This is a genomic window from Bradyrhizobium sp. OAE829 (genome assembly GCF_040546575.1).
Classification (GTDB): Bacteria; Pseudomonadota; Alphaproteobacteria; order Rhizobiales; family Xanthobacteraceae; genus Bradyrhizobium.
Genome location: NZ_JBEPOE010000001.1, coordinates 3,482,034 through 3,495,450, shown reverse-complemented (window position 1 = coordinate 3,495,450; position 13,417 = coordinate 3,482,034). Strand labels below are relative to the sequence as shown.

The 13,417-nt window shown below is 63.4% G+C and carries 14 protein-coding genes; 7 read left to right on the top strand and 7 right to left on the bottom strand.

Annotated features, from left to right (window positions below; all coding sequences use genetic code 11):
- The first annotated feature begins 122 nt into the window (after positions 1–122).
- Positions 123–341 carry an alkylphosphonate utilization protein gene (locus ABIE49_RS17090; protein WP_192735300.1) on the top strand — a complete coding sequence of 73 codons (219 nt, stop codon included), beginning with the start codon at positions 123–125 and terminating at the stop codon, positions 339–341.
- 70 nt (positions 342–411) lie between these two features.
- Complete coding sequence (locus ABIE49_RS17085) at positions 412–672, top strand: SemiSWEET transporter (protein WP_192735299.1); 261 nt, start codon at positions 412–414, stop codon at positions 670–672.
- A 94-nt stretch (positions 673–766) separates the two neighbouring features.
- Here the strand turns inward: ABIE49_RS17085 and ABIE49_RS17080 are convergent, their stop codons facing one another.
- Positions 767–1,465 carry a DUF1013 domain-containing protein gene (locus ABIE49_RS17080; RefSeq protein ID WP_192735298.1) on the bottom strand — a complete coding sequence of 233 codons (699 nt, stop codon included), beginning with the start codon at positions 1,463–1,465 and terminating at the stop codon, positions 767–769.
- A gap of 220 nt (positions 1,466–1,685) precedes the next feature.
- Between ABIE49_RS17080 and ispH the strand changes: the two genes are divergently transcribed.
- From ispH to rnhA, 3 genes are read left to right on the top strand one after another with little or no spacing between them, the layout of a single operon-like run.
- The gene (ispH, locus tag ABIE49_RS17075; RefSeq protein WP_192735297.1) at positions 1,686–2,663 is read left to right on the top strand and encodes a 4-hydroxy-3-methylbut-2-enyl diphosphate reductase; all 978 of its coding nucleotides are present in this window, start codon (positions 1,686–1,688) and stop codon (positions 2,661–2,663) included.
- A gap of 12 nt (positions 2,664–2,675) precedes the next feature.
- On the top strand, positions 2,676–3,656 hold the full coding sequence (locus ABIE49_RS17070) for a homoserine kinase (protein WP_192735296.1): 981 nt from the start codon (positions 2,676–2,678) through the stop codon (positions 3,654–3,656).
- On the top strand, positions 3,644–4,108 hold the full coding sequence (gene rnhA, locus ABIE49_RS17065; RefSeq protein ID WP_192735295.1) for a ribonuclease HI: 465 nt from the start codon (positions 3,644–3,646) through the stop codon (positions 4,106–4,108). The genes ABIE49_RS17070 and rnhA overlap by 13 nt, the downstream gene beginning before the upstream one ends.
- Positions 4,109–4,385: 277 nt before the next feature.
- Here the strand turns inward: rnhA and ABIE49_RS17060 are convergent, their stop codons facing one another.
- The 6 genes from ABIE49_RS17060 to ABIE49_RS17035 form a co-directional block, all read right to left on the bottom strand.
- Entirely contained in the window at positions 4,386–4,871 is a 486-nt protein-coding gene (locus ABIE49_RS17060) for a peroxiredoxin (RefSeq protein WP_192735294.1), read from the bottom strand.
- A gap of 169 nt (positions 4,872–5,040) precedes the next feature.
- On the bottom strand, positions 5,041–5,595 hold the full coding sequence (locus tag ABIE49_RS17055; protein ID WP_192735293.1) for a DUF924 family protein: 555 nt from the start codon (positions 5,593–5,595) through the stop codon (positions 5,041–5,043).
- Positions 5,596–5,623: 28 nt separating this feature from the next.
- The gene (locus ABIE49_RS17050) at positions 5,624–7,306 is read right to left on the bottom strand and encodes a long-chain fatty acid--CoA ligase (RefSeq protein ID WP_192735292.1); all 1,683 of its coding nucleotides are present in this window, start codon (positions 7,304–7,306) and stop codon (positions 5,624–5,626) included.
- A gap of 183 nt (positions 7,307–7,489) precedes the next feature.
- Positions 7,490–8,956, bottom strand: coding sequence for a D-alanyl-D-alanine carboxypeptidase family protein (locus tag ABIE49_RS17045; RefSeq protein WP_192735291.1), 1,467 nt, complete (start codon positions 8,954–8,956; stop codon positions 7,490–7,492).
- A 237-nt stretch (positions 8,957–9,193) separates the two neighbouring features.
- Positions 9,194–10,972 carry a glucan ABC transporter ATP-binding protein/ permease gene (locus tag ABIE49_RS17040; protein WP_192735290.1) on the bottom strand — a complete coding sequence of 593 codons (1,779 nt, stop codon included), beginning with the start codon at positions 10,970–10,972 and terminating at the stop codon, positions 9,194–9,196.
- Between the two features lie 93 nt (positions 10,973–11,065).
- Positions 11,066–12,130 (bottom strand): ABC transporter substrate-binding protein, encoded by a 1,065-nt coding sequence (locus ABIE49_RS17035; RefSeq protein ID WP_192735289.1) that lies wholly within the window; start codon positions 12,128–12,130, stop codon positions 11,066–11,068.
- Between the two features lie 258 nt (positions 12,131–12,388).
- On the opposite strand from ABIE49_RS17035, the gene ABIE49_RS17030 reads away from it, so the two are divergent.
- Complete coding sequence (locus tag ABIE49_RS17030) at positions 12,389–12,814, top strand: hypothetical protein (RefSeq protein WP_192735288.1); 426 nt, start codon at positions 12,389–12,391, stop codon at positions 12,812–12,814.
- 123 nt (positions 12,815–12,937) lie between these two features.
- Positions 12,938–13,381, top strand: a complete 444-nt coding sequence (hisE, locus tag ABIE49_RS17025; protein ID WP_192735287.1) for a phosphoribosyl-ATP diphosphatase — start codon at positions 12,938–12,940, stop codon at positions 13,379–13,381.
- The last annotated feature ends 36 nt before the right edge of the window (positions 13,382–13,417 follow it).

Below are 13,417 nucleotides of genomic sequence, written 5' to 3'. Positions count from 1 at the left end.
TCCGGCGCCATAGCCGATGCATAGCATCGGCGTTCTAAGAACGGCGGCCGAAGGCCGCCTATGCCACCTTCTCCCACAAGGGGAGAAGGAAGAGAGCACCTCATTTCTCGTAAGGACTTTCCATGGACATCAAGGTCAGAGATTCCAACGGCGCGCTGCTTGCCGAGGGCGACACCGTCACGCTGATCAAGGACCTGAAGCTGAAGGGCTCGTCCACCGTGCTCAAGCGCGGCACCGTGATCAAGAACATCCGCCTCACCGAGAACGAAGACGAGATCGAAGGCCGTACCGACAAGGTCAAGGGCCTGGTGCTGCGCACGGAGTTTCTGAAGAAGGCGTGAGCGAAGTTCGCCGCAGCGAGGCACGGAGCCAACTACCGCTCATTCTTCGAATCGATGTTATAAGAAGCCCATGGAACCGATTGTCATCAAGCTGCTGGGGTTCGCCGCCGCAACGTGCACGACGCTGGCTTACGTCCCGCAATTCGTAAAGGTCTGGCGAACCCGCTCGACGGAAGACATTTCGCTGGGAATGTTTCTGGTCATGGTGGTCGGCATCCTGCTGTGGCTCGTGTACGGCCTGCTTTCCGGAGATGGGCCGTTGATCGTGGCAAATGCCATCACGATCGTGCTGGCCGGCGGAGTTTTGTTCATGAAGCTGAAATACGGCTGACCGCCCAAGCCTTGAAATGAAAAGGCGCACAAATACAAAAACGCGGCAGGTTGCCCCGCCGCGTTTTGAAATTCCGTAACCGGAATGCGGAAACCTACTCCTCGTCGTCGTCCTGCTTCTTGCCGCCGATCGTCTTCAGCTTGGCGAACACGGCGTCGACGTTGAGGTCATCGCGCTGCTTTTCGGTCGGCTCGAATTCCGGTTCCTTCTTGGTGGTCTCGGAGGCCGGCAGCAGGGTGGCACCGCCGTAGGCGGCGGGGACCGGCTTTTCCTTGGCGGCGCGCTGCACCTCGAAATCGAGCTCGATCTGCGAGCACAGGCCCAGCGTCACCGGGTCCATCGGGGTCAGGGTCGAGGCGTTCCAGTGGGTGCGGTCGCGGACCGAGGCAATGGTGGTCTTGGTGGTGCCGACCAGGCGCATGATCTGGGCGTCCTTCAGCTCGGGATGGTTGCGCACCAGCCAGAGGATCGCGCTCGGCCGCTCATGGCGGCGCGACACCGGGGTATAGCGCGGGCCTTTTTTCTTGGCGGCCGGGGGCAGGGTAACCTTGCTCTCGCCGAGCTTGAGGCGGTAGTTCGGGTCCTTTTCGCCCCTTTCGATCTCGTCGCGGCTCAATTGGCCGGTCGAAATCGGGTCCATGCCCTTGATGCCCTGGGCCGCGTCGCCGTCGGCGATGGCGCGGACCTCCAGGGGGTGCATTTTGGTGAAATCGGCCACCTGGTCGAAGGTCAGCGCGGTATTATCAACCAGCCACACGGCAGTCGCCTTTGGCATCAGCGGTGCATTGCTCATGGCAAATCTCCTTTGTGCCTCGCCCACCTCTTTTTGGAGGCGAAGTCTGCGGTCATCGGTGATGACGGGAATTCCGGGCCTATATACCCCTTGAGGGCCCATTGGCGCAATGGCCTGCTAAAGTGCCTTGACAGCGCCCAAAAGCAGCCCCAAGTCCTTATACGAACTGGCCGTTCCCCGCCCGCCGGCGAGGGGTGATTCGGTCCCCGAGATGGCCCCCATGACCTCTTTATCGGCGTCAGCCAAACCAGACCTGAAAATCGTGCTTTGTTCCCCCCGCGGCTTCTGTGCCGGCGTGGTACGGGCCATCGACACCGTCGAGCGGGCGCTCGCGATCTATGGCGCCCCCGTCTATGTCCGCCACGAGATCGTGCATAACCGCTATGTCGTGGACAGCCTGAAGACCAAGGGCGCGATCTTCGTCGAGGAACTGGCCGAAATTCCCGACAATACCAACGCACCGGTGGTGTTCTCCGCCCACGGCGTGCCAAAGTCGGTTCCAGCCGACGCCCGCGCGCGCAATTTCTTTTCGCTGGATGCCACCTGCCCGCTGGTCACCAAGGTGCACCGCGAGGCCGCGATCCATTTCAAGCGTGGCCGTGAAATCCTGCTGATCGGGCATTCCCATCATCCGGAAGTGGTCGGCACGCTCGGCCAGTTGCCGCCGGGCGCGGTGACGCTGATCGAGACCAACGAAGACGCCAAGACGTTCACGCCGAAGAATCCGGACAACCTTGCCTTCGTGACCCAGACGACGTTGTCGATCGACGACACCGCCGAGATCGTCGCGATGCTGAAGGAGCGTTTCCCGAACATCTCCGGCCCGCACAAGGAAGACATCTGCTACGCCACCACCAACCGCCAGCTTGCGGTGAAGAAGGTGGCGCCGGTGGTTGACGCCCTGATCGTGGTCGGCGCGCCGAACTCGTCGAACTCGCAGCGCCTGCGCGAAGTCGCCGAGCGCGAGGGTTGCCCGGTCTCGGTGCTGGCGCAGCGCGCCAGCGATCTCGACTGGTCGCGGTTCGAAGGCATCAAGAGCCTCGGCATCACGGCGGGCGCCTCCGCGCCGGAAGTGATCGTCGAGGAGATCATGGGCGCGTTCGCCGAGCGCTATACGTTGCATGTGGAGACGGTCTCGGCCGCGGAAGAAAACGAATTCTTCCCGCTGCCGCGTTCGCTGCGGCCCGACGCAGCTTAGGGCGCGTCTGCCATGGCGGTTTACACGGACGTTGCCGCCGAAGACCTCGCGGAGTTCCTCAAGAGTTACGACATCGGCGAATTGCTCTCCTACAAGGGCATCGCCGAAGGCGTCGAGAATTCCAACTTCCTGATGCACACCAGCAAGGGCGCCTACATCCTCACGCTGTATGAAAAGCGCGTGGCGGTGGACGATCTGCCTTACTTCCTGTCGCTGATGGCGCATCTGGCCGAGCGCGGCGTGCATTGCCCGCAGCCGGCGAAAAACCGCCAGGGCGAAGTCTACAGCCATCTCGTCGGGCGGCCCGCTGCGATCATCAATTTCCTCGAAGGCATGTGGCCGCGGCGGCCCAACGCCGCGCATTGCAGCGGCGTCGGCGAGGCGCTCGCCAAAATGCATCTGGCGGGCGGCGACTTTCCTCTTGTCCGGAAAAATCCGCTGTCGGTCGAGGGATGGCGGCCGCTGTTCGAGCTGTCGGCGCCGCGTGCCGACACCGTGCAGCCGGGTTTGCGCGATTTCATCGCCCGCGAACTCGACCACCTCGAGGCGAACTGGCCAAAGGATCTGCCGCTCGGCGTCATCCATGGCGATCTCTTCAACGACAACGTCTTCTTCCTCGGCGACAAGCTGTCCGGGCTGATCGACTTCCCGTTTTCCTGCAACGACATCCTGGCCTATGACGTTGCGATCTGCCTCAACGCGTGGTGCTTCGAGCCGGATCATTCCTTCAACGTCACCAAGGCGCGCGCGCTGCTGGGCGCCTATGGCCGCGAACGGAAATTGTCCGATGCCGAGCAGGAAGCGCTGCCGCTGCTGGCGCGCGGTTCCGCGCTGCGCTTTTTGCTGACGCGTCTGGTCGATTTCCTCGACGTGCCGCCGGGCGCGCTGGTGAAGCCGAAAGACCCGGTCGAGTATGTCCGCAAGCTGCGCTTCCACCAGAGCGTCCAGTCCGCGCGCGATTACGGCCTGATGCAGGCGGGATGCGCTGCGTGAGCGATTCCAGGCCGCATGTCACGGTATTCACCGACGGCGCCTGCTCGGGCAATCCCGGCCCGGGCGGCTGGGGTGCGATCCTGAAATTCGGCGACACCGAAAAGGAATTGAAGGGCGGCGAAGCGCACACCACCAACAACCGCATGGAATTGATGGCGGCGATCTCGGCGCTGGAAGCGCTGAAGAAAGCCTGCGTCGTCGACCTCACCACCGACAGCCAGTATGTCCGCAAGGGGATCACGGAGTGGATCCATGGCTGGAAGCGGAACGGCTGGCGCACGTCCGACAAGAAGCCGGTCAAGAACGTCGACCTGTGGCAGCGCCTCGACGCGGCGCTGAAGGCGCATGAGGTGCGCTGGCACTGGATCAAGGGCCACGCCGGCCACGATGAAAACGAACGCGCCGATCAGCTGGCCCGCGACGGCGTCGCGATGGCACGGTTGAAGGCCTAGGCTGACGCATCGCGCGATGCCGCGACAGCCGCAGCTGTCATCACCCGCGAAGGCGGGTGATCCAGTATTCCAGAGACGGTTGAGATAAAATCGAGAGGCCGCGGCGTACTGGATCGCCCGGTCAAGCCGGGCGACGACAGTTGTGTGTGCGACTACACCATCAACCCGTCATTGCGAGCGAAGCAATCGATAGTGCGGCAAAGCAAGTAAGGATCGCTTCGTCGCTACGCTCCCTTGCGCAAACGCTTCGCGTTTGTCGCAGGCAATGACGAGTAACTTACAGCTGCCCCAAGAGCGTATCGCCGCCGGAAACCTCGACCTTGCCGGGGGCCGGCTCGAGGTTGAGCTTCTTGACCACGCCGTCTTCCACCAGCATCGAATAGCGCTTGGAGCGGATGCCGAGGCCGTTGCCGGAGGCGTCGAGTTCCATGCCGATGGCCTTGGTGAAGTCGGCATTGCCGTCGGCGAGGAAGGTGGCTTCGTCGCGCTGGTCGGTGTCGCGCTTCCAGGCGTTCATCACGAAGGCGTCGTTGACGGAGACGATCGCGATGGTGTTCACGCCCTTGTCCTTGATGGCGTAGGCGTTGAGGAAGATGCTCGGCAGATGCATCTTGTGGCAGGTGCCGGTATAGGCGCCGGGCACCGCGAACAGCGCGACCTTCTTGCCCTTGAAAATATCGTCGGTGGTTTTGACCTGCGGCCCTTCCGCCGTCATCACGCGAAACTTGGCTTCCGGCAGCTTGTCGCCAACTTGGATCGTCATCGTGAATTCTCCCTCAATGTGCGGATGTGTCTTATAGCGTTTTCGAGCGAAGTGGGTACCGGTTCGCGTGAAGAAAACGCGTCAAAACAAGACTAACCTTTGCGGATGACCGGCACAATATTCGGTGTCCCGGAAACGGCAATGCCGCCGTGCGTTCACTGTTCTGTCATCAGCCGGTAAACCCGCCGGCGTCGAGGAATGCCTGTTCTTCGGGCGTCGTTTCGCGCCCCAGGATACGGTTACGGTGCGGAAAGCGCCCGAACCGGCGGATGATGTCGGCGTGATGCTCGGCATACTGCTTGTTTTCGGTATTGGCGGTGCCGCCGAACAGCTCGATGCAGCGCAGTTGGTCGGGCAAATGCTCCGAATGCATGAACGGCAGATAGAGGAATTCGAGCAACGCCGGGTCGATGCGCCTGTCGCTGCCCCGGTCGATGGCGCGGGCTGCGACGTCGCGCGCCTGCCTGTCGCTCGCATAGGTCAGGGCGTCACCGCGAAACATGTTGCGGGGAAACTGGTCGAGCACGATGGTGAGCGCCAGTGCGCCGTCATCGCTGGCTTCCCAGGACGACAGCTCGCCCGCGGCCGCCTTCCGCCACAGCTCGAGATACCGCTGACGCACTTCGGCGTCGAACGCGTCGTCGCGCTCGTACCAGCGGTCGTGGCCGGCTTCGCGCCAGAACTTCAGGATGTCGGCCGGCGCGGTATCGCGAGCGTCAGTCATGATCCGACGCTCGCTCCACGGTTCGGTCTCAGGCCGCGGCCTTCTTTTCGTCGCGCAGTTCGCGGCGCAGGATCTTGCCGACATTGGTCTTGGGCAGGTCGGCCCTGAACTCGATCTGCTTGGGCACCTTGTAGGCGGTCAGCTGCGTGCCGCAGAACTTGATGACGTCCTCGGCCGTCAGGTTCGGGTCCTTCTTGACGATGAAGGCCTTGACCGCTTCGCCCGACTTTGCGTCCTGGACGCCGATCACGGCGCATTCCAGCACGCCCGGATGGCTCGCGATTACTTCCTCGATCTCGTTCGGATAGACGTTGAAGCCGGAGACCAGGATCATGTCCTTCTTGCGGTCGACGATCTTGGTGTAGCCGTCCGGCGTCATCACGCCGATGTCGCCGGTGCGGAAGAAGCCGTCCGCCGTCATGACGTTCGCGGTCTCTTCCGGCCGGTTCCAGTAGCCGGCCATCACCTGCGGTCCCTTGGCGCAGATTTCGCCGGCTTCGCCGAGCGGCACTTCCTTGCCGTCGTCGTCGCGGATCGAGAGGTAGGTCGAGGGCACGGGAATGCCGATCGAACCGGAGAACTTGTCGGTGTCGGCCGGGTTGCAGGTCAGCGTCGGCGAGGTTTCCGACAGGCCGTAGCCTTCCGACAGCGCGCAGCCGGTGACCTTGAGCCATTTCTCGGCCACGGCCTTTTGCGTCGCCATGCCGCCGCCGAACGAGGTCTTCAGCTTCGAGAAATCGACCTTCTCGAAACCGGGCGAGTTCAACAGGCCGTTGTACAGCGTGTTGACCGCCGGGAAGCTGTTGACCTGGTATTTCATCAGCTCCTTGATGAAGCCCTGCATGTCGCGCGGGTTCGGAATCAACAGATTGACGCCGCCGGCCCGCACCCCGAGCAGGAAGCACGCCGTCAGTGCGAAGATGTGATAGAGCGGCAGCGCGCAGACGATGAACAGTTCGTCGACATGCGGCGGCTTCTTCAGCGCCGGCTGCAGCCAGGCGTCGTTCTGCAGCACGTTGGCGAGGATGTTGCGGTGGAGCAGCGTCGCGCCCTTGGAAACGCCGGTCGTGCCGCCGGTATATTGCAGGAAGGCGACATCATCGCGGCTGAGCTGCGGCTTGTTGAGCTTCATGCCGCGGCCGGCGGCCAGCGCGTCGTTGAAGGAGATGGAGCCTGGGATCGACCAGGCCGGCACCATCTTCTTCACCTTGCGGACCACCAGATTGACGATCACGCCCTTGAAGCCGAGCAGGTCGCCCATGCTGCCGACGATCACATGCTTGACCGCGGTCCTGGCGATCACCTGCTGCACCGTGGTGGCGAAATTCTCCAGCACCACGATCGCCTCGGCGCCGGAATCCTTGAGCTGGTGTTCGAGCTCACGCGGGGTGTAGAGCGGGTTGACGTTCACCACCGCATAGCCGGCGCGCAGCACGGCGGCGGTCGAGACCGGATACTGCAGCACGTTCGGCATCATCAGCGCGACGCGGGCGCCCTTTTGCAGGCCCTTGCTCTGCAGATAGGCGCCAAGGGCAGCCGACATCTGGTCGAGGTCGCGGTAGCTGATCGACTTGTCCATGCAGATGAACGCCTTGCGGTCGGCGAACTTCTTGAAGCTCTCTTCCAGCAACTCGACGAGCGACGAGTACTGATTGACGTCGATATCGGCGGGCACGCCGGCCGGATATTGCTTGAGCCAGATCCGCTCCATGGTATTTCCCCTCTGGTTAGTTCCCGATTTCTCGAATTCTTGGGCCGGGATGCCTCGTTTTTGGCAGTATTGTGAATGCCGCCGCCGATGGCAAGCGGCTGCGCGCTATCGACGCATTGGGAATCGACAAGTCTACGTCCGGAACGGGCGAAAACCGCCTGATTGCGGGGCCTTGCGGGCCGGTTAACCAGCCGGTTTGGATTCGCTCTTAGGTTTTGCGGCGGCGTTGGGCTTGGCGGGCTTCGCGGCCGGCTTATCGCCCGAAGCGGCAGGTTTCTCGGCCGGCCTGGCGGCGGGCTTGGCAGCTGCGGCAGGCTTTGCAGCGGCCACAGGCTTGGCGGCGGCAGCAGGCTTTGCAGCGGCGGCGTCCGGTTTGACATTCGCGTGCCGGACCGCTGCCGGCTTGGACGCGGGTTTTGCGGCTGTCTTGGCATCGGTCTTGGGCTTATCCGCGTCAGGCTTCTTCGCCGCGACCGCGACCCGCGATTTCTTTCCGCGCCGCGTGGTCTGCTTTTGGTCATCCGCGGCCACGGCGGCAATCAGCTCCGTGCCGGTCTTCTTCGGGCCGGTATAGACCACCATGGGTTCGCCAGCGGTGTACGCCGTCGCGAGCAATTCCGAGGGCTTTGCCGTCGGCGCCTGCAGTCCTGCGGAAAAGAAGGCCAGCGCCGGGCTTTCGCCCGCACCGCTGGCGGCCATTGTCGTGTCCGCATCCTCATCGGTGGCGGGCCGCTTGCGCTTGCCGTTGCACATCTCCTCGCGCAGGTTCGGCGGCGTGGCGTCGATCGGCACCAGATTGTCGACGGTGCCGAGCGAAGGCCGCAGCCATCCCAGCCCGTTGCTGGCAAAACCGCGCTCCAGGAGCTGGGCGGCGCGCACCGCGCGCGCCTGGCCGGAGGTCGAGCCGAGCACGACCGCGATCAGCCGCTTGCCGTCGCGCGTCGCCGAGGCCACCAGATTGTATCCGGACGCGCAGATGAAGCCGGTCTTGAAGCCGTCGGCGCCGGCATAGCGGCCGATCAGCTTGTTGAAATTGTTGGTGGTGCGGCGGCCGAAACGGATCGCCGGGATGTGCATGAAATATTCGTATTCGGGTAGATCGCGAATCACGGCACGCGCCAAGATCGCAAGGTCGCGCGCCGAGGTGATCTGGCCATCGGCGGGCAGGCCGTTCGGATTGACGTAGCTCGTCTGCGTCATGCCGAGCCGCTGTGCGGTCGCGTTCATCATCCCCGAAAAACCGTCGACGGAACCGCCGACGCCTTCGGCGAGCACCACGGCCATGTCGTTGGCCGACTTCACCATCACCATCGCCAGCGCGTTTTCGACGGTGACTTGCGTGCCCGGCTTGAAGCCCATCTTCGACGGCGACTGCGAGGCTGCCACCGGCGAAACCGTCAGCACGCTGTCGAGGCGCAGGCGTCCTTCCTTGACGGCCTTGAGCGTGACGTAAGCCGTCATGATCTTGGTCACCGATGCCGGATACCAGGGCATCGTCGCATTTTCGGCCTGCAACACCTTGCCGGTTTCGGCTTCGACCACCAGCAACGCCTCGGCATGCGCGGCGCGAGGCGTTGCGACCGCAAGCGCGGCGACGAGCAGGATCAGGTTCAACAATGGATGGCGAAGCAGCGGGCGAAGAAAATGCACTTTTGCGTTCCGGTCCTTTGAGACCCGCCTTCGAGGAAGGAGGTCCTGAAATCTGACGTTCGGGTTTCAAGCGTGCGATCTTGAAACCTAATTGCGCCGTCGCTCACGGCGGCTGCAAACCTATACCGGCTTGGTGATCGAGAACAGAGGCCGGGCAATTAAATCGTGGACGAAATAGACGCAATTTCGCCGATAATTCAACGTGGATGGCGGCGCAGGGCGGGCTGCAGGGGAGGGCTATTGTGTCTCAATGCTGGCCCGCGCGTCGGCCTGCACCATGAACTGGGCCCGCGCGAGTTCCGCAAAGCGGCCGCCTTTGGCCACCAGTTCATCGAAAGTTCCGCTTTCGATCACTCGGCCGTTGTCGAACACCAGGATGCGCGTCGCGTTGCGGATGGTCGAAAGGCGGTGCGCGATCACGAAGGTCGTGCGGCCCTTCATCACTTCGTCGAGAGCGGCGTTGACTTTGGCTTCGGTGACCGCGTCGAGCGCGCTGGTGGCCTCGTCGAGGATCAGGATCGGCGGGTCCTTCAACAGCGCGCGCGCGATCGACAGCCGTTGCCGTTCGCCGCCGGACAGCATGCGGCCGCGCTCGCCGGCATGGGTCTCGAATTTCTTGTCGCTGCGTTCGATGAATTCGAGCGCCTGGGCCCGCGACGCCGCGATGCGCATTTCCTCTTCAGTGGCGTCCGGTTTGCCGACGCGCAGATTGTCGGCGAGCGAGCGGTTGAACAGCAGCGCCTCCTGGAACACCACGCCGATATTCCGCCGCAGCGCGGTCAGCTTCAGGGCGCGGATATCCATGCCGTCGATCTTGATGATGCCGGACTGCGGATCGAACGCGCGATGCAGCAGCGCGATCGCGGTCGATTTGCCGGCGCCAGTCGGCCCGACCAGCGCGATGGTCTGGCCGGGCAAAGCGGTGAAGGAAAGATCCTCGATCGCGGGCCGCTTGCCGTCATAGGAGAACGAGACGTCGTTGAATTCGACCAGGCCCGAGAGCCGCCCGGTGTCGACGGCGCCGGGCCGGTCGCGCACCGCGGGCACGGCGTCCAGCACGTCGAAGAATTCCTGCAGGCGCGGCGCTTCCATGAACACGCTGTTGATGAAGCTGACCACCTGTTCGAGCTTCTGGATCAGCATGGTCGCGAAAGAAACGAACATCACGATCTCGCCGACCGTGGTCAGCCCCTGCTGGTGCAGATAGATGCCGACGGTGAAGATCGCGAGCACGGTAATGGTGGTGGAGGCTCGGGTGATCACGGTGACCAGCGCCCACCAGCCGAGCACCGGCATCTGCACCGCGAGCAGCTTGTCGGCGACGTAGCGCAGGCCCTGCACCTCGGCGTCGATGCGCACGAAGCTCTGCACCAGCGCGACGTTGCCGAGCGCGTCGGAAGCGCGCGCAGAGAGGTTTGAGTAATGCTCCTCCACCTCGCTCTGCATGCCATAGGTCTTGCGCACCACCAGCGTGGTCAGCACCGTGAATATCACGCACAGCAGGAACAACAGGATCGCCATCCGCCAGTTGATGTAGAGCGACAGCGGCAGCAGCACCACCAGCGACATGATCGCGGCAAAATGCTCGCGGAAGAATCCGAGCCAGAGCCGCCACAGTGAATCCGTGCCGTTCAGCATCACCTTCATCAGCCGCCCGGAATGGGTGCCGGTGTGGAAGGTCAGCGGCAGCTGCATGATGTGTTCGAAATAGTCGGTCAGCACCGCCTGGCGCTGGCGGTGCGCCAACTTGTCGGCGTGCAGCGCCACCGCGGCGCTGCACAAGATGGTGAACAGTCCGAACGCCACCCAGGCCGCCAGCAGCGGCCAGGCCCCTGACGACGACAGCGGACCCGGCGCCGGCTTGCCGGAGAGCACGTCGATGATCTTGCCGAACAGCACAGGTTCGGCGAATTGCGCGCCGGCCAGCAGCAGATTGGCGCCGGCCAGAATCCAGCCCAGCCGCGCCTCTTTGCCGAGCAGCTCGAGCACGCGGGTGTAAAGGCGAATCATGGACATGCCGCAAGCACTGGAGGGGGCAACGGGGCGATCAGTCGAGCCGCATTCTAATCAGGGATCGCCGCCGAGAACCAGCGTCCGCGCGACTTTTACTCAATTGATCAATCTGCCGTTGACGGGGGGCAGGAACTGGTCGTCGAAAATATCCGCTGTTACCGGCCGCTTCTGGAATTTGAAGCCTTCCGCGAGCTGATCGATCGACCGCTCGAACCTCGCAACATCGATGCCGCCGATGCCGTTGCGCCTGACCTCGCCGGTCAGGATATTGTCGCGCAGGATGGCGCTCAGCCGTTCGAGCTCCAGCTCGCGCGAGCCGCCGTCCATGCGGTTGACGACCTCGGTCACGGCGGCCGCGGGGTCCTTGATGGCCAGGTGTGTGCCGCCGATCACCGCCCGCACAAATCCCTTCACGGCTTCCGGCTTGGCGGCCGCCAGCGCCGGGTTGACGACAATGGCGAAACCGTAGGCGTCGCAGCCATAGTCGGCGAATTTCAAGACCGCCAGATCGTCCGCCGGCACGCCACGGTCTTTCAGGTTGATCGCCGACAGATAGGAAAATCCGGTGACGGCATCGATCTGGCCCGCCGACAGCATCGGCTCGCGCACCGCGGCGCTGATATTGCTCTGCTTGACGCTCGCGATCTTGATGCCGTTCTGCTTCGCCACCGCCGGCCACAGCCGAATCGAAAGATCGCCCTCGGCGACGCCGAGATTCTTGCCTTCGATGTCCGACAGCGCCCGGACGCCACGGCTCTTGCGGGCGATGATGGCGTAGGGTGCCTTGTTGAACAGCATGAACACCGCCTTCACCGGCGGGACCCCCTGCTTGTCCTTGTCGCGAAAGCGCACCAGCGCGTTGATGTCGACCAGCGCGAAATCGCTGGTGCCGGCCGCGACGCGCGCGATCGCATCCGGCGATCCGCTGGCGAAGTTGATGGTGACGGCGAGCCCCTCGGCGGTGAACAGGCCGCCGGTGGCCGCCATCACGAACGGCGCGTCCGTCGCATCGATCGGCCGGTCGAGCGAGAGCTGGATCGCGAGCGGCGGCCGTGGTTCGTCCGCGGCAAGGCTCGCCCCCGCACCAAAGCACACCACTCCGCAAAGGCCTGCAAGCGAGGCCAGCATCGAGCGAAGGGCGTTGGTTCGGCGTGCACGCATTGAGCTTACGTCAGCAAGAGATGGGACAAGTTGCCGCGTGGGCCAGGTTTGTTGGATCGCAGGTCTGTTTCAGGACAAGAACACCGGCATTACAAGCCTTAAAGGCAGGCATTCTGTCGCATCCAACGTGAACGGGCGATGACTGCCACGATTTGGCCAGAGATCGTTCAGCTTGCATTGGGTTTGGGGAACCTAATATCCGCCCAGTGGTTAGCAATTCGAGGCCTGTCAGGCCAAGCTCCCACGGAGGACATTGAGATGTTTGCACGAACAGGAGTGTTTTCATCGATCGGCCGCGCCGGCGCGGTGGCGACGGTTGTCGCGGTGGCCCTGACGGCCTACCAGCCGTCGGCAGCTTTCGCTGGCTCCGCCGCGCCCGCCAAGGGTGTAACGGCCACGACCGGGACCAGCGACGCGAGTGACTTCAGTTCGCGCGGCAGGAGATATCATGGCGGCGGTGGCGCCGCGGCGGCTGCGGCCTTCGCTGGCATCGTCGGCACCGGCATCGCGATTGCGGCCGCCCAGAACCGCCGTGATTACTACTATGACAACAGCTATGGTTACTACGGTGGCGGCCCGGCCTATTACGCTGCTCCCCCGGCCTATTATGGCGGCGGCCCCTACTACTACGGCGGCTACGGTAACCGGTCCTATGGCGGCTACACGAATCCGAACGCCTGGTAATCACCGGCGCTGCTAGGCGGCTGTTAAACAAGAATCCACCGGCCGCACCCCGGCCGGTGGATTTTTTTGGTTGTGAGCCCGGCCGTTAACACGCCGGCCACGGCTTTCCACTAGGTTCGAAGAATGAGTGATTCGCTCGAGCGGCTCTATCAGGCGGTGATCGCGGCCAGGGATCTTGATCCGGCTACGTCGCGTACCGCCCGGCTGTTTCAGCGCGGCCCGGCCAAGATGGCCAAGAAGCTGGCCGAGGAAGCCATCGAAGTTGTGATCGACGCCGTCAACGGCAAGACCGATGCGGTGGTCCGCGAGAGCGCCGACCTTCTCTACAACCTGACCGTTCTGTGGGCAGCCGCCGGTGTGAAGCCCGAGGACGTCTGGCGTGAGATGGCGCGGCGCGAGCACATGCTCGGCATTGCCGAGAAGCTGCCGAAATCGACGGTCAAGCCGCCCAAAGCGATTCCTGACAAGGCGACCTCCGCCAAGGCGTTACCCAAAGCGGTGACACCACCTGCGGTTCGGCGGCGAATTGTCGCGCTGGAAGGCCGCAGCCTGCGAAAGCGGCACTAAATCTCCCGAAATTCCATCATTTGCCGGCATGGACAA